The sequence below is a fragment of the Streptomyces sp. NPDC014656 genome (genome assembly GCF_043084305.1).
GTDB lineage: Bacteria > Actinomycetota > Actinomycetes > Streptomycetales > Streptomycetaceae > Streptomyces.
In genome coordinates this window covers 416,844-432,195 of the sequence record NZ_JBIBZN010000002.1, presented here as the reverse complement: position 1 = coordinate 432,195, position 15,352 = coordinate 416,844, and the positions used below count along the sequence as shown (strand labels likewise).

At 74.2% G+C, this 15,352-nt stretch carries 15 protein-coding genes and 1 tRNA gene; 12 read left to right on the top strand and 4 right to left on the bottom strand.

Annotated features, from left to right (window positions below):
- Nucleotides 1-5 precede the first annotated feature (5 nt).
- The 5 genes from ACF1ED_RS05805 (at nucleotide 6) to ACF1ED_RS05785 (ending at nucleotide 5,238) form a co-directional block, all read left to right on the top strand.
- A complete protein-coding gene (locus ACF1ED_RS05805; protein WP_391757123.1) occupies nucleotides 6-929 on the top strand; it encodes an ABC transporter permease in 924 nt (307 codons plus the stop codon).
- On the top strand, nucleotides 922-1,908 hold the full coding sequence (locus ACF1ED_RS05800) for an ABC transporter permease (RefSeq protein ID WP_391757122.1): 987 nt from the start codon (nucleotides 922-924) through the stop codon (nucleotides 1,906-1,908). Before ACF1ED_RS05805 ends, ACF1ED_RS05800 begins: the two co-directional genes overlap by 8 nt.
- Nucleotides 1,909-1,914: 6 nt before the next feature.
- Nucleotides 1,915-2,898, top strand: a complete 984-nt coding sequence (locus ACF1ED_RS05795; RefSeq protein WP_391757121.1) for an ABC transporter ATP-binding protein — start codon at nucleotides 1,915-1,917, stop codon at nucleotides 2,896-2,898.
- Entirely contained in the window at nucleotides 2,891-4,111 is a 1,221-nt protein-coding gene (locus ACF1ED_RS05790) for an ABC transporter ATP-binding protein (RefSeq protein WP_391757120.1), read from the top strand. Before ACF1ED_RS05795 ends, ACF1ED_RS05790 begins: the two co-directional genes overlap by 8 nt.
- Nucleotides 4,112-4,299: 188 nt before the next feature.
- A complete protein-coding gene (locus ACF1ED_RS05785; protein ID WP_391757119.1) occupies nucleotides 4,300-5,238 on the top strand; it encodes a hypothetical protein in 939 nt (312 codons plus the stop codon).
- Here the strand turns inward: ACF1ED_RS05785 and ACF1ED_RS05780 are convergent.
- Nucleotides 5,214-7,400, bottom strand: a complete 2,187-nt coding sequence (locus tag ACF1ED_RS05780) for a prolyl oligopeptidase family serine peptidase (protein WP_391757118.1) — start codon at nucleotides 7,398-7,400, stop codon at nucleotides 5,214-5,216. The genes ACF1ED_RS05785 and ACF1ED_RS05780 overlap by 25 nt on opposite strands.
- Before the next feature lie 225 nt (nucleotides 7,401-7,625).
- Here ACF1ED_RS05780 and ACF1ED_RS05775 point away from each other — a divergent pair, with 225 nt between their 5' ends.
- The 4 genes from ACF1ED_RS05775 (at nucleotide 7,626) to ACF1ED_RS05760 (ending at nucleotide 11,498) form a co-directional block, all read left to right on the top strand.
- Nucleotides 7,626-7,826, top strand: coding sequence for a hypothetical protein (locus tag ACF1ED_RS05775; RefSeq protein ID WP_169087190.1), 201 nt, complete (start codon nucleotides 7,626-7,628; stop codon nucleotides 7,824-7,826).
- A gap of 41 nt (nucleotides 7,827-7,867) precedes the next feature.
- Nucleotides 7,868-8,812, top strand: coding sequence for an N-acetyl-1-D-myo-inositol-2-amino-2-deoxy-alpha-D-glucopyranoside deacetylase (gene mshB, locus ACF1ED_RS05770; RefSeq protein ID WP_391757117.1), 945 nt, complete (start codon nucleotides 7,868-7,870; stop codon nucleotides 8,810-8,812).
- A complete protein-coding gene (locus tag ACF1ED_RS05765; RefSeq protein ID WP_043228453.1) occupies nucleotides 8,809-9,162 on the top strand; it encodes a DUF6113 family protein in 354 nt (117 codons plus the stop codon). Before mshB ends, ACF1ED_RS05765 begins: the two co-directional genes overlap by 4 nt.
- 305 nt (nucleotides 9,163-9,467) lie before the next feature.
- Nucleotides 9,468-11,498, top strand: coding sequence for a hypothetical protein (locus ACF1ED_RS05760; protein ID WP_391757116.1), 2,031 nt, complete (start codon nucleotides 9,468-9,470; stop codon nucleotides 11,496-11,498).
- Nucleotides 11,499-11,582: 84 nt separating this feature from the next.
- Here ACF1ED_RS05760 and ACF1ED_RS05755 read toward each other — a convergent pair whose 3' ends face one another.
- Nucleotides 11,583-11,945 (bottom strand): DUF1304 domain-containing protein, encoded by a 363-nt coding sequence (locus ACF1ED_RS05755; protein WP_351110095.1) that lies wholly within the window; start codon nucleotides 11,943-11,945, stop codon nucleotides 11,583-11,585.
- A 107-nt stretch (nucleotides 11,946-12,052) separates the two neighbouring features.
- On the opposite strand from ACF1ED_RS05755, the gene ACF1ED_RS05750 reads away from it, so the two are divergent.
- Both ACF1ED_RS05750 and ACF1ED_RS05745 read left to right on the top strand, forming a co-directional pair.
- Nucleotides 12,053-12,127 (top strand) — tRNA-Ala (locus tag ACF1ED_RS05750).
- 69 nt (nucleotides 12,128-12,196) lie between these two features.
- The gene (locus tag ACF1ED_RS05745) at nucleotides 12,197-12,991 is read left to right on the top strand and encodes an inositol monophosphatase family protein (RefSeq protein WP_391757115.1); all 795 of its coding nucleotides are present in this window, start codon (nucleotides 12,197-12,199) and stop codon (nucleotides 12,989-12,991) included.
- Here the strand turns inward: ACF1ED_RS05745 and ACF1ED_RS05740 are convergent.
- Entirely contained in the window at nucleotides 12,984-13,841 is an 858-nt protein-coding gene (locus tag ACF1ED_RS05740; RefSeq protein WP_391757114.1) for a tetratricopeptide repeat protein, read from the bottom strand. The genes ACF1ED_RS05745 and ACF1ED_RS05740 overlap by 8 nt on opposite strands.
- Before the next feature lie 7 nt (nucleotides 13,842-13,848).
- On the bottom strand, nucleotides 13,849-14,850 hold the full coding sequence (locus ACF1ED_RS05735) for a GNAT family N-acetyltransferase (protein ID WP_391757113.1): 1,002 nt from the start codon (nucleotides 14,848-14,850) through the stop codon (nucleotides 13,849-13,851).
- 112 nt (nucleotides 14,851-14,962) lie between these two features.
- Between ACF1ED_RS05735 and fdxA the strand changes: the two genes are divergently transcribed.
- Nucleotides 14,963-15,283 (top strand): ferredoxin, encoded by a 321-nt coding sequence (gene fdxA / locus ACF1ED_RS05730; protein ID WP_030747280.1) that lies wholly within the window; start codon nucleotides 14,963-14,965, stop codon nucleotides 15,281-15,283.
- The last annotated feature ends 69 nt before the right edge of the window (nucleotides 15,284-15,352 follow it).

Genomic DNA, 15,352 nt, shown 5'->3' with positions numbered 1-15,352 from the left:
TTTCCGTGGGTCGATACGTGATCCGGCGGCTGCTGCAGATGATCCCGGTCTTCTTCGGCGCCACGCTGTTGATCTTCCTGATGGTGAACGTGATGGGCGATCCCATCGCCGGACTCTGCGGCGACCGCGCCTGCGACCCGGCGACCGCCGCCCGGCTGAGGCAGGAGTTCGGCCTCGACAAGCCCGTCTGGCAGCAATACCTGACCTACATGGGCAACGTCTTCACCGGCGACTTCGGCACCGCCTTCAACGGCCAGCCGGTCACCGAACTGATGGCCAACGCCTTCCCGGTCACCATCCGGCTCACCATCGTCGCCATCATCTTCGAGATCGTCATCGGCATCAGCCTCGGCGTCGTCACCGGCCTCAAGCGCGGCCGCCCCGTCGACACCACCGTCCTGCTGCTGACCCTGGTCGTCCTGTCCGTCCCCACCTTCGTCACCGGCCTCCTCGTCCAGCTGCTGCTCGGCGTGAAGTGGGGCTGGATCGACCCGGCCGTCTCGCCCGCCGCCACCTTCGACGAGCTGATCGTCCCCGGCCTGGTGCTCGCCTCCGTCTCCCTCGCGTACGTCACCCGGCTCACCCGCACCTCGATCGCCGAGAACAAGCGCGCCGACTACGTCCGCACCGCCGTCGCCAAGGGCCTCCCGCGCCGCCGGGTCATCAGCCGCCACCTGCTGCGCAACAGCCTCATCCCGGTGGTCACCTTCATCGGCGCCGACGTCGGCGCGCTCATGGGCGGCGCCATCGTCACCGAACGGATCTTCAACATCCACGGCGTCGGCTACCAGCTCTACCAGGGCATCGTCCGGCAGAACACCCAGACCGTGGTCGGCTTCGTGACGATCCTCGTCCTGATCTTCCTGCTGGCCAACCTCCTGGTGGACCTCCTGTACGCCGTCCTTGACCCGAGGATTCGCTATGCCTGAGCCGCTCGAACCGCTGGAAGAGGGTCGCTCGATCGCCGCGACCGGCGCCGGGGGAGCCACCGACCTCGCCATGGAGGAGGGCGAGACCCTGGAGAAGACTCCCGCCGGCCCCCGGGGCACCGGACCCGACAACAAGGCCCGCTCCCTGTGGTCCGACGCCTGGCACGACCTGCGCCGCAACCCGATCTTCATCATCTCCGGGCTGATCATCGTCTTCCTGGTGGTCATCGCGATCTGGCCGTCCCTGATCGCCTCCGGCGACCCCCTCGACTGCGACCTCTCCAAGGCGCAGGAGGGCTCCCAGCCCGGCCACCCCTTCGGCTTCAACGGCCAGGGCTGCGACGTCTACACCCGCACCGTCTACGGCGCCAGGGCCTCCATCCAGGTCGGCGTCTTCGCCACCGTGGGCGTGACCCTCCTCGGCGCCACCCTCGGCGGCCTCGCCGGCTTCTTCGGCGGCGCCTGGGACGGGCTCCTCTCCCGCATCACCGACATCTTCTTCGCCATCCCCGTCGTCCTCGGCGGCCTCGTCCTGCTCTCGGTCGTCAGCAACAACACCGTCTGGCCCGTCATCGGCTTCATGGTGCTCCTCGGCTGGCCGCAGCTCTCCCGCATCGCCCGGGGCTCGGTGATCACCGCCAAACAGAACGACTACGTGCAGGCCGCCCGCGCGCTCGGCGCCTCCAACTCCCGGATGCTGCTGCGGCACATCACGCCCAACGCCGTCGCGCCCGTCATCGTCGTCGCCACCATCGCCCTCGGCACGTACATCGCCCTGGAGGCGACGCTCTCCTTCCTCGGCGTCGGCCTCAAGCCGCCCACGGTCTCCTGGGGCATCGACATCTCCTCGGCCTCGCCGTACATCCGCAACGCCCCGCACATGCTGCTCTGGCCGGCCGGGGCCCTCGCCGTCACCGTGCTCGCCTTCATCATGCTCGGCGACGCCGTCCGCGACGCCCTCGACCCGAAGCTGAGGTAGGGACCCATGCTGCTCGAAGTGCGCGACCTGCACGTGGAGTTCCACACCCGCGACGGGGTGGCCAAGGCGGTCAACGGCGTGAACTACTCCGTCGACTCGGGGGAGACCCTCGCCGTCCTCGGCGAGTCGGGCTCCGGCAAGTCCGTCACCGCCCAGGCCGTCATGGGCATCCTCGACGTGCCCCCCGGGAAGATCACCGGCGGCGAGATCCTCTTCCAGGGCCAGGACCTGCTGAAGCTCAAGGAGGAGGAGCGCAGGAAGGTCCGCGGCGCCAAGATGGCGATGATCTTCCAGGACGCGCTCTCCTCCCTCAACCCCGTCCTCAGCGTCGGCGAGCAGCTCGGCGAGATGTTCGTCGTCCACAAGGGGATGAGCAAGAAGGACGCCCGCGCCCAGGCCGTCGAGCTGATGGACCGGGTCCGCATCCCCGCCGCCAAGGAGCGCGTCGGCCAGTACCCCCACCAGTTCTCCGGCGGCATGCGCCAGCGCATCATGATCGCCATGGCGCTCGCTCTGGAGCCCGACCTGATCATCGCCGACGAGCCGACCACGGCCCTCGACGTGACGGTCCAGGCCCAGGTCATGGACCTGCTCGCCGAGCTCCAGCGCGAGTACAACATGGGCCTCATCCTCATCACCCACGACCTCGGCGTGGTCGCCGACGTCGCCGACAACATCGCCGTCATGTACGCCGGCCGGATCGTGGAGAAGGCCCCCGTCCACGAGATCTACAAGGCGCCCGCCCACCCCTACACCCGCGGCCTCCTCGACTCCATCCCGCGCCTGGACCAGAAGGGCCAGGAGCTGTACGCGATCAAGGGCCTGCCGCCCAACCTGCTCGCCATCCCGCCCGGCTGCGCCTTCAACCCGCGCTGCCCGATGGCCCAGGACGTCTGCCGCACCGACGTGCCCCCGCTGTACGAGGTCACCGAGTCGCCCGCGCCGCGCTCCAGCGCCTGCCACTTCTGGAAGGAGTGCCTCCATGGCTGAGGCGATTCTCGAGGTCCGGGACCTGCACAAGCACTACCCGCTGACCCAGGGCATCCTCTTCAAGAAGCAGGTCGGCGCGGTCAAGGCCGTCGACGGCGTCGACTTCGACCTCGTCGCCGGCGAGACCCTCGGCATCGTCGGCGAGTCCGGCTGCGGCAAGTCGACCGTCGCGAAGATGCTGGTCAACCTGGAGAAGCCGACCTCCGGCACGATCAGGTACAAGGGCGAGGACCTCACCAAGCTGTCCCCGCGCGCCCTCAAGGCCGTCCGCCGCAACATCCAGATGGTCTTCCAGGACCCGTACACCTCGCTCAACCCCCGGATGACGGTCGGCGACATCATCGGGGAGCCGTACGAGATCCACCCCGAGGTCGCGCCGAAGGGGGACCGGCGCCGCAAGGTCCAGGACCTCCTCGACGTCGTCGGCCTCAACCCCGAGTACATCAACCGCTATCCGCACCAGTTCTCCGGCGGCCAGCGCCAGCGCATCGGCATCGCCCGCGGCCTCGCCCTCCAGCCCGAGATCATCGTCGCCGACGAGCCGGTCTCCGCCCTCGACGTCTCCGTCCAGGCGCAGGTCGTCAACCTGCTCGACCGCCTCCAGTCCGAGTTCTCCCTGTCGTACGTCTTCATCGCCCACGACCTGTCGATCGTGCGGCACATCTCGGACCGCGTCGGCGTCATGTACCTCGGCCGGATCGTGGAGATCGGCACCGACGTCCAGATCTACGACCACCCCACCCACCCCTACACCCAGGCGCTGCTCTCCGCCGTGCCCGTGCCGGACCCCGAGGCCCGCGCCCACCGCGAGCGGATCATCCTCACCGGCGACGTGCCCTCCCCGGCCAACATCCCCTCCGGCTGCCGCTTCCGCACCCGCTGCTGGAAGGCGCGGGAGCGGTGCGAGCTGGAGGTGCCGCTGCTCGCCGTCCCGGCCGTCTACCGCCTCGCCGACACCCCGGCCCGGCACGACTCCGCCTGCCACTTCGCCGAGGAGAAGCAGGTCGTCCCGCCGGAGGACTCCCTCGTCCACCCGGACCCCCTGGAGGAGGGCCCGGCTCCGGTGGAGGCGGCACGGGAGGCGCGGGCGGCGGAAGGACCGGCGGGGGAGCCGACGGGAGGAGAGCCCGGACCGGCGGGGGGAGGGCCGGGGCCGGAGGAGCCCGGGCCGGGGGCGCCTCCTGAGGAGCCGGGGAGTCCGAAGACGCTGTAACGCCCCGGCAACTCCTGGGAATTGGATCCGATATGCGGATATCGGATCCTGCTGAACGTGCGCCGTGCGGGTGCCACGGCCGGCGGAGGCCCCTCGGGGCCCCCGCCGGCCGCTCCTCCGCCACCTCCGCCCCGGCCGTTGCGCGGAACCGCTTGTTTCGGCCGCCCCTGACCGTGAGTATCGGCCCCGTGACTGTGACACGACCGGCACGTCTCACCGGCGCCGCGCTCGCCGCCGTACTCGCGCTCGTCCCCTTCGTCTGGATCCTGCGCGACCTCGCCGCCCTCGGCTCGCCCGAGGACCTCTTCCGGTACTGGGCCGGCGACCGCTTCCAGCTCCCCCGCGCCCGGTCGGCCACCACCCTGCTCGACCCGCTCCTCTGCGCCGCCGCCGCCGGCACCGCCCTCGCGGCCCTCCGCTCCCGGCACGCCGCCGCCGCGCTCGCCGCCACCGGCGCCGTCACCCTCGCCGTGCGCCTCCCGGGCCTCTGGACCCACGGCACCGGCCCCCTCGTCACCGCCCTCGCCGAACTCGCCCTCGCCACCGGGCTCCTCGTCACCGCCCTGGCCGGCCGCCGCCCGCCCGCGGGCCCGGACGAGCCGGTCCCCACCCGGCCGCGCGCCGCACCGGCCGTCGCCGCCGGCCTCCTGCTCGCCTTCGCCGCCCTCCTCCTGGTCGCCTGGGAGATCGGCCGGACCGTCCGGCTCGACCCCCGCTTCGCCGTCGACCGCTTCACCGGCGGCCGGTCCGTCCTCGGCGCCGCGCTCGGCGTGCCGCCCGGCTGGCTCGCGCTCGTCCTCACCGGCCTCTACCTCGCCGCCGCCGTCTCCGCCTTCGCCGCCGCCCGCCACACCCGCCCCCTCGGCCTCCTCGCCGGCGGCTTCCTCCTCGCCTCCGGCCTCGCCGAGGCCGCCCGGACGGCCCGCCTCCACCTCCACCCCGACGTCCGGTACGTCATGGCCCCCGAGCTGGACCTCCCCGGCCTCGCCACCGCCCTCTACGGCGCGCTCGCCGGGGCCGCCGTCCTCGCCCTGCTCGCCGGGCGCGGCGTCCCCGACGCCGCGCCCGTCCCGCGCCTCCCGGCGGCGGCCCCGCCGCCGCCCTACCCGCGCCCGCCCGGCTGGTGACCGGGGAAGCCGCCCAGCGACCGCTTCAGGAAGTCGACCTGGAGCAGCAGCAGGTTCTCCGCCACCTGCTCCTGCGGGGTCATGTGCGTCACCCCGGACAGCGGCAGCACCTCGTGCGGCCGGCCCGCCGCGAGCAGCGCCGACGACAGGCGCAGCGCGTGCGCCACGACCACGTTGTCGTCCGCCAGGCCGTGCACGATCATCATCGGCCGGGCCGGTTCCTCCGGGGCCGAGAGCCCGGCGTCGGTGAGCAGCGACTGCGCCGCGTACACCCCGGGGTCCGCCTCCGGGGTGCCCAGGTACCGCTCCGTGTAGTGGGTGTCGTACAGCCGCCAGTCGGTCACCGGCGCCCCCACCACCGCCGCGTGGAAGACGTCCGGACGCCGCAGCACCGCGAGCCCCGCCAGATAGCCGCCGAACGACCAGCCCCGCACCGCCACCCGGCCCAGGTCCAGCGGGAACCGCTCCGCCAGCGCCCGCACCGCCGCCACCTGGTCCTCCAGCGTCACCGCGAAGTCCCGCAGCACCGCCTTCTCCCAGGCGGGCGAGCGCCACGGCGTCCCCCGCCCGTCCGCCACCACGACCGCGAAGCCCTGCTCGGCGAACCACTGCGAGGTCAGGTGCGCGTTGTGCGCGGCGACCACCCGGGGCCCGTGCGGGCCGCCGTACGGATCCATCAGCACCGGCAGCGGCCCCCGCCCCTCCTCGTACCAGGACGGCAGCAGCACCGCGCAGGGGATCCGCCGCTCACCGGCCTCCGTGAGGACCGGCCGGGCCCGCAGCGGCGGCTCGGCCGCGGACGAGCCGACCACCGCCACCGGCTTCCCGTCGCGCAGCACCCGCGCCACCGCGCCCGGCGCGTCCGGCCGCGCGGACACCAGCACGGTCACCGCGCCGGAGCGCACCGCCCCGTGCCAGCCCACGCCCCGGGAGACCCGCTCCGCCCCGGCCGCCGACACCCGGTACACATGGGCCTCGCCGGTCTCCGGGTCCGCCGCCCCCGCGCCCGCCGACGCGGACACCAGCACGTCGTCGGCGCCCACGTCGAGCACCGCCCGCACGTGCAGCGACGCGTCCGTCAGCCGGTCCTCGCCGACGTACAGGGCCCGCGCCCCGCTCTCGTCGCCGACCCGCACGAGCCGCCCGTCCGGCGACCAGCACGGCACCCCCGGCAGCAGCTCCAGCCAGGCCGGGTCCCCCTCTTCCCGCACGGTCGCCGTCGTGCCCGTCGCCGTGTCCACCGCGAGCACCCGCTGGCTCCGCTGGTCCCGCGCCTGCACCAGCAGGAGCGGCGCGCCCGCCGACGACCAGTGCACGCGCGCGAGGTAGGGGAAGCGCTCCCGGTCCCACACCACCTCCGTGCGGGACCCGTCGAGGCCGTACCGGAAGAGCCGCACCTCCGCGTTGGGCGTCCCCGCCGCCGGGTACGCCACCCGCTGCGGCTCCCGCTCCGGGTGCGCCGGGTCCGCGATGTGCCACCGGCGCACCGCGCGGTCGTCCGCGCGGGCCACCAGGAGCCCGTCCGAGGCCGGTGACCACCAGAACCCGCGGTCCCGGCCCATCTCTTCCGATGCGATGAATTCGGCCAATCCGTAGCCGGTGTCCGCGTCCTCCGGAACCGCCAGTTCCATGTCGCCGGAACCATCCGCTCCGACCACCCGGAGCGCGCCCCCCGACACGTACGCCACCAGGCGTCCGTCCGGCGAGGGCCGCGGGTCGAGCACCGGGCCCGGCACCGGCAGCTCGTGCGCCGTCCCGGCCCGCAGCTCCGCCGTGAACAGCCGCCCGGACAGGGCGAACGCCGCGAACTCCGCCGCCGCGTCCACCGCGTAGCCGACGATTCCCGCCGACCCCTCCCGGCTGCGCTCCCGCCGCGCCCGCTCCTCGGCGGACAGCTCCTCCTCGGCCCCCGCGAGCAGCGCGGACGGCTCCGCGACGACCCGCTCCACGGCCTCCCCGCCGCCCGCCGGCAGGTCGAGCACCCACAGCCTGTGCGTCCGGTCGGTGCCCGAACCGGAGCGGACGAAGACGATCCGCTCCCCGTCCGGAGAGACGGTGAAACCGCGCGGCGCCCCCAGCCCGAACCGCTGGGTCCGGGCGTGCAGACGCGGGAAGGAAAGCCCCACGGATGGGGCGGACGAGTGCTGCTGTGACTTGGTCATAAGGCCGAAAGTAGCGTTGTACGCCCCCTTCGTGCGCCCGTACGCCGATCAATGCGAGGCCACGGATAGTTATGATCCGTAGCGCTTGGTGGGTGCCCTCCCGTGGGTATGCACCCGGGTGGGGCCGTCGGGCACGTGCCCGGGGGCCGCACGGAAAGGCCCCTCGCCCGACCAACCGTCCGACCCGTGACCGAACCATCCGACCGAAGGTGGAGGTGAACCGCCGTGGCACTCTCGCTCTCGATCTCGGTGGTGGTGCTGCTGGCGATCGTCGTCTTCCTGCTGATCCGGAAATCCGGACTCAAAGCCGGCCACGCGGTGGTCTGCGCGCTCCTGGGCTTCTACCTCGCCAGCTCCTCCCTCTCCGACTCCATCACCACCCTCACCACCAACGTGGCGAGCATGATCGCCGGGCTCAAGTTCTGACCCTGGCGGTCGGCGGCGGCCCCGCCTCGTAGGGTGGGGCCATGACCGATCTCCCCGCCCGTCGTCTGCTCCTCGTGCACGCGCACCCCGACGACGAGTCGATCAACAACGGCGCCACCATGGCCAGGTACGCGGCCGAAGGCGCCCTTGTCACCCTGGTCACCTGCACCCTGGGCGAGGAGGGCGAGGTCATCCCGCCCGGGCTCGCCCACCTGGCCCCCGACCGCGAGGACCGCCTCGGCGCGCACCGCGTCGGCGAACTCGCCGCGGCCATGGCCGTCCTCGGCGTCACCGACCACCGCTTCCTCGGCGGAGAGGGCCGCTTCCGCGACTCCGGCATGATGGGCGCCCCCCAGAACGGGCGCGACAACGCCTTCTGGAACACCGACGTGGACACCGCCGCCGCCTGCCTCGTCGAGGTGATCCGCGAGACCCGCCCCCAGGTCCTCGTCACCTACGACCCCGACGGCGGCTACGGCCACCCCGACCACATCCAGGCCCACCGCGTCGCCATGCGCGCCGCCGACCTCGCCGCCGACCCCGGCCACCGCCCCGGCCTCGGCCCCGCCCACACGATCGACAAGATCTACTGGAACCGGGTGCCGCGTCCCGTCGCCGAGGCCGGCTTCGCCCGCCTGGCCGCCGAGGGCTCCGCCTTCCCGAAGGACGCCGTCGTCGAGGACGTGCCCGGCGTCGTCGACGAGGAGCGCGTCACCACCGAGATCGACGGCGGCGACCTCGCCGAGGAGACCTCGTACGCGGCCCGCAAGAGAGCCGCCATGGCCGCCCACGCCACCCAGGTCGCCGTCGACGGCCCCTGGTTCGCCCTCTCCAACGACCTCGGCCAGCCCCTCTTCACCACCGAGTACTACGAACTCGTCCGCGGCACCTCCGGCGCCCCGGCCGGAGAGCGCGAGACCGACCTCTTCGCCGGCCTGCCCGCCGCCCCCGCCGCTGCCGGCACGGGGGAGGTGGCGGGCCGATGACCGCCCCCGCCGCCCGCTACGCCGCCTACGCCGGCCTCCTCGTCCTCGGAGCCGTCGTCGGCACCGCCGGCGCCCTCGTCCAGGCCGCCTGGTTCCCCCTCGGGCTGCTCCTCGCCCTCCTCGCCACCGCCGCCCTCTTCTACGGCGGCATGCGCGCCACCGGCAACCAGGTCGGCCTCGCCGCCGCCGGCGGCGGCTGGCTCCTCGCCGTCATCCTGCTCAGCCTCGGCCGCCCCGAGGGCGACGGACTGTTCGGCGGAGGCCTCGGCGAGCTGCTCTTCCTCTTCGGGGGCATGGGGGCCGCTGTGATCTGCGCCACCGTCAGCAGGCTGCCGCAGAACACCCCGTAGACGGTCCCGCGGACCATCTGTGAGCAGCCGGACTTCGCACCGGGCGGATAACCGGCGGCGCCGGACAGTATGGTGGTGCGCGCCGCCGAACCGCCCGGGACAGAACGAGCATCAGCTAGAGCGGGCGGCGGAGCCAACCGGGAGATCCTGCTTTGAGTCGTGAAACTGGTCGTGAGACCGACAGTTCGTCCTCCGGCGCCCAGGGGCGCGGCGGGGCCGCCTACCCGTCGGGAACCCAGCCTTATGGATCCCGCCAGTATCCGTCGCTCCACCCGACGCAGGACGCGCCGGAGGAGACCTCCGCCGTGCCCGCGCCGCCGGAGGAGCCGAAGACCGAGACCACCCTGACCACCCGGATCCGCATCAACATTCCGGGTTCGCGGCCGATCCCGCCCGTCGTGGTCCGTACGCCCGTCGCGGAGGCCGACGCCGCCGCCCCGGCCGAGCCGGAGCGGCCCGCCCCGGCACCGGCGCCGCTGCCGGCGCCCGAGCCCGAGCCGGCCCCCGCGCCGGTCCGGCCCGAGCCGCCGCAGGCCGCCGCCGACGCCCCCAGGGCCAAGGAGACGAGCGACTGGTTCGCGCCCCGCAAGAACGCGGGACCGGCCCCCACGGCCCCCGCGGGCGGCCCCGCCGCCCCGGCGGCCCCCGCCCCGAAGGCCCCCGGCGGCCCGCAGACCCCCGGCACCGGCTTCGCGGGCTCCGCGACCGCCGGCGTCCCCACGGTCGGCAGCGCGCCCTCCAGCCGCCCCGTCAGCAACCCGCTGTACGACACCGGCACCCTCCCCGGCTACGACGGCACCCCCGCCGCCGGCGTCCCGCTCTACGACGGCCCGCAGCCCGGCGGCACCCCGGCGTACGACGGCACCCCGGCCGACGGCACCCCGATGTACGACGGCACCCCCGCGGCCGGCACCCCCCGGTACGACGGCCAGCCCACCGGCCCGACCACGGGCCCGGCCGGCGGCATCGCCGACCTCGGCGGCGGCGCGCCCCGGCGCCCGGCCATGCCGAAGCGCCCGGGCGGCCCGAGGGCGGGCGGCCCCGTGGCGGGCGGTCCGGCCCCGGCCGGACCCATGACGGGGGGCCCGATGACGGGCGGCCCCGGCCCGCTCGGAGGCGGCGGCGCGCCGCGCATGTCCGACGACACCGCGATCCTGACGCCGCAGCAGCCCGCCCCCGCCCCCGCCCCGGGCGCGCGCCGCCCCGGCGCGGGCGGCCCGGGCGCTCCCGGCGGCCGGGTGTCCGGCGACACCCTCACGAGCGGCATCCCCGTCGTACCGCCGGCCGGTGGCCGCCCCGACCCGGCCCCGCGCCCCGGCGGCCGCCAGGAGCAGGCCCCGAAGCCGGCCCCGGCGCCCAGGCCCGCGCCGAAGCCCGCCCCGGCCAAGAAGGGCCGTTCCAAGCTGGTCCTCGTCGCCGCCGGCCTCGTCGGCATCGCCGGTGTCGCCTACGGCGCCGGACTGCTCCTCAACCACTCCGACGTCCCCAAGGGCACCACCGTCCTCGGCGTCGACATCGGCGGCGGCACGAAGGAGGAGGCCGTCAACAAGCTGGAGGCGCGGCTCGGCAAGCGCGCCGCGACCCCCCTCCAGCTCACCGTCGGCGGCAAGAAGGTGCAGCTCGCGCCCGACAAGGCCGGTCTCACCCTGGACAGCCAGGAGACCGTCCGCGCCGCCGCCGGCAGCGACTACAACCCCGTCTCGGTGATCGGCTCCCTCTTCGGCGGCGAGCGCGTCGCCAAGCCGGTCTTCCCGGTGGACGACGAGAAGCTCGCCGTCGCCCTGCGGGACCTCGCGGGCACCTCCTCGTCGGCGACCGAGGCGACGATCCTGTTCGCCCCGAACAAGGTCACCGCCGTCGAGGGCAAGCCCGGCAACGGCCTCGACGTCCAGCGCTCGATGATCTCCGTCAAGGACGCCTTCCGCGCCCAGGTCGAGACCGGCCGGAGCAACGTCGTCGAACTCCCGGTCAGCGTCCGGAAGCCCACGGTCACCAAGGCCGAACTGGACCGGGCGATGAAGGAGTTCGCCCAGCCCGCCATGTCCGGCCGGATCACCATCCGGGCCGGCGGCAAGGAGATCGACTTCGGTCCGGCCCGCTCGCTGCCGCAGATCCTCTCCATGAAGGCCGTCGACGGCCACCTCGTGGAGGTCTACGACAAGAAGGCGATCACCCGCCTGCTCGAAGGCACCTTCGACGGCGTCATGATCACCAAGGGCGACGGCTCGAAGCACCAGGTCTCCGCCGACGACGTCGCCTTCGTCATGCGCGACGCCCTCCGGGGCAGGACCAAGGCCGAACGCACCGCGACGATCGACCTCACCGGCAAGGGCTGAGCCCGGCCCCGGCACCCGCCCCCGGCCCCCGTCCTCCCGCGAGGCCGGGGGCCGGCCGCGTACGGGCGCCGCACGGGGCCGGGCTCACCCGGCGACGAGCACGGCGGACAGCGCGAGCGCGCCGGGCAGCGCCTGCGCGTACAGGATCCGGCGGTTGGCGGTGGCGGCGCCGTAGAGCCCCGCGATCACGACGCACGACAGGAAGAACACCCGCACCCGGAACCCCGTCGGCTCGTCCGAGACGAGCCCCCAGACGAGCCCGGCGGCGAGGAACCCGTTGTAGAGCCCCTGGTTGGCCGCCATGGCGGCCGTCTCGCGGGCGAGCCGGGCGTCGAAGCCGGAGAAGCGCCGGCCCGTCTCCTTCTCCCACAGGAACATCTCCATCACGAGGATGTAGAGGTGCAGGAGCGCGATGAGGGCGACGAGGATGTCGGCGGTCAGCGGCATGGCCCCATTGTGGCCGGGAAGCGGCCGGCGGCCGGGCACGCCGCGCGGCCCCGGGAAAACCCGGTTGGAGCGGCCCGCCGGGCACCTCTAGACTCGGTGGCCTGGGAGCGGGGTCGTAGCACAGAGGTAATGCGCCGCGATGGCATCTCGGAGGACGCCGGTTCGAATCCGGTCGCCCCGCTCCCTCCTGACGCCTCCTCGGCGAAGAGGATCCCCCCCCGCTTCCCGGGGGCCGCGCGTACCCTCGGCCCATGATCATCCAGGAGCTTTCCGACGCCGAGGTCGCCGCGGCCGCCGCCCGTGCCGGCGCCGACGTGGTGCGCGGCCTCTACGGACAGGAACTCGACCGGGTCGACAAGGGCGCGGGCGACTTCGCCACCGCCGCCGATTTGGCCGCCGAGCGGGCCGTCCTCGACGTGCTGCGGGCCGCCCGGCCCGACGACGCCGTGCTCGGCGAGGAGGGCGGGGCGCAGGGCGCGGCCGGGGGCCGCCGCCAGTGGCTGGTGGACCCCCTCTGCGGCACCCTCAACTACGCGGCCGGGAACAAGCTCGTGGCCGTCAACGTCGCCCTGCGCGGCGGGGCGGCGGCCGTGGCAGACCCGTTCGGCGGCCTGTTCCGCACCGACGGGACGACGGCCCGGGACGAGGCCGGGGAGCTCCTCGTGCCCAGCGCCGCCACCGGTCTCGTCGACGTGAACCTGGACCCGCCGTTCCCGGGCGCGCCCGGCTTCCGCGCCGTCGACCTGCTCGCCCACCCGGACTTCGTCGCCGCTTTCCGGCCCCGCGTGGTGTCGACGACGCTCGCGCTCGCCTGGGTGGCGGCCGGGCGGCGGGCCGCGTACGTCACGGACGGCGGAGACCTGTCCGGCAGCGTCCACTTCGCCGCCGGCATCGCGCTGTGCCGGGCGGCCGGCTGCGTCGTCACCGGCCTCGACGGCACCCCGGTGGGGGAGGAGGGCGCACGCGGACTCGTGGCCGCCGCCGACGCCGCCACCCACGCCCGCCTGACGGCGATGATCCGCTCCCTGGCGGCCGGCCCTAGTTGAGCCGGGCGCGCGCCGCCTGGGCCTGGTGGCGGATCGCGGCGGCCGTGTCCGGGTCGACCGCGTCCATGATCTGCGCGTACGCCTCCATCTCCGCCGCCCCGGTGAGGAAGTCGCCGCGCTGGACGAGGAGTCCGGCCCGCTCGTAGCGCAGGCGCGCCGGATGGGAGGGGAGCAGCAGGGCCAGCTCCACCGCCCACAGGGCCACGTCGGAGCGTTCGGGCCGGGGGGACGCCCAGGCGCGGATGTTGCCGAGGATGCGGAGCACGATGGCGCCGGGTTCGGCGGGGCGCAGCATGGAGCGGTCCAGGGCCTCGCCGGTCGCGCTCGTCACGAGCAGCTCGGCGTCCTCGGCGGTCATCGGGCGGCCGCCCGCGAAGGGGTCGGCGAGGTCGAGGTCGGCGGGTTCGCCGAAGCCGACCACGAAGTGGCCGGGGAGGCCGAGGCCGTACACCGGGGCGCCGGCCCGGCGGGCGACCTCCATCCACACCACGGAGAGCAGGATCGGCAGGCCCCGGCGCCGCCGGAGCACCTCGTGGAGGAGGGACGACTCCAGTCGCTGGTAGTCGGCGGGGACGCCCTCGAAGCCCTCGCGGCCGCCGAGGAGCGCCGCCAGCTCGGCCTTCCAGGCGCCGGTGCGGCGGGTGGCGTACGGGACGAGCCCGGCGAGCCGGTCGAGTTCGATGTCGGCCTCGACGAGGTCGTGCTCGGTGACCGAGGGGTCGGCCACGGCGCAGATCAGCAGGCAGAGCCGGGCGAGGTCGGGCCGCTCGGCCCGGGCCTCCTCCGCGAACTCGCGCCGCCGGTCGGGCGGCCGGCCGGACGGCCGGTCCAGGGGGTCATCCGCGCTCACGCCGCGCTCACGCCTCCGCCTGCCGGTAGTGGTGGTAGTGGTGGTGCACCGCGAAGCCCGTCCCCTCGTAGAGCGCCCGCGCGCCGTGGTTGTCGGCCTCGACCTGGAGCCAGGCCGCCGACGCGCCCTCGTCGAGGGCGCGCCGGGCGAGGGCGGTCATGACGGCGGTGGCCAGACCCCGGCGGCGCTGCTCCGGATCGACCTCTATCGCCATGAACCCCGCCCACCGCCCGTCGACGACACAACGCCCGATGGCGGCCGGTACTTCCCCCGTGCCCGCGACGGACGCGAACCACACGCTCGGCCCGGAGGAGAGCACGTGCCGCACCGCCGGGCCGGTGCCCGTGAACCGCTGGTAGCGGTGCAGCCACGGCTCGTCGAGGCTCCGGGAGAGCAGGACCTCCGCCGGCCCGGGCTCCCGGTCGGCGAGCGGCGCCAGCGCGGCGATCCTCAGCTCGGCGCTGAGCTCGCGCCGCCAGCCGAGCCGCTCCAGGTCGGCGCAGAGCAGCTCCTGGGTGCCCTCGGCGCCGGTGGCGGTCTGGACGTACGCGGGCAGCTTCCGGGCCGCGTACCAGTCCCGCACGGCCTCCAGGGCCTCGGCGACGGGCAGGCCCGGATCGCCCCCGGGAAGCGCCGAGTTGGCCCGGCGCGTGAATCCGTCGGCGGCCCTCAGCGTCCAGTCGCCGAGCGCCTCGCTCTCGACCGGCTGCCAGGCGCGCGCGGCGATCCGGGAGAGTTCGGCGAAGGTGGCGGCGGGGCCCCTGCGGCGGGCGGGGGCGGGGGGCGCGATCTTGCCCGCCACCAGGCGGAGTTCCGGGATCCGGACGGTCTCGCCGCTCTTTCGTGTGATCGTGAGCACACCGCCGTCCCATGATGTGAGAACCCCGACCGCGTCGGTGAAGCGCCCACCCGCCGACGCGGAGTCCGTCACGTACCGAACGGAGACACGTTTTCCCACGTCAGCCCTGGTGACACGGACCTCAAGCAGTCCTCCGCCGGTGAATTCCACAGCTTCTCCGCCCCTCCTGTTCGGATCGCCCCCGAGAACGGAGATACTAGGTGCGGGCATCGACGACACCGCGCTCCCGCGCAGACCAGCCCTACCGAGGAGGAACGACAGCGTGACCTACGTCATCGCGCAGCCTTGTGTCGACGTCAAGGACAAGGCTTGCATCGAGGAGTGCCCCGTCGACTGCATCTACGAGGGCAAGCGATCTCTCTACATCCACCCGGACGAGTGCGTCGACTGTGGAGCCTGTGAGCCGGTGTGCCCGGTCGAGGCGATCTTCTACGAGGACGACACCCCGGAGGAGTGGAAGGACTACTACAAGGCGAACGTCGAGTTCTTCGACGACCTGGGTTCGCCCGGTGGCGCTTCCAAGCTCGGCGAGATCGACCGCGACCACCCCTTCATCGCCGCCCTGCCGCCGCAGAACGGCTGATCTTTCGTTGCACCCGCTCTCGGTCCCGTACGGCTCCGCCGCCGTACGGGACCGAGGCGTATCGCGTAC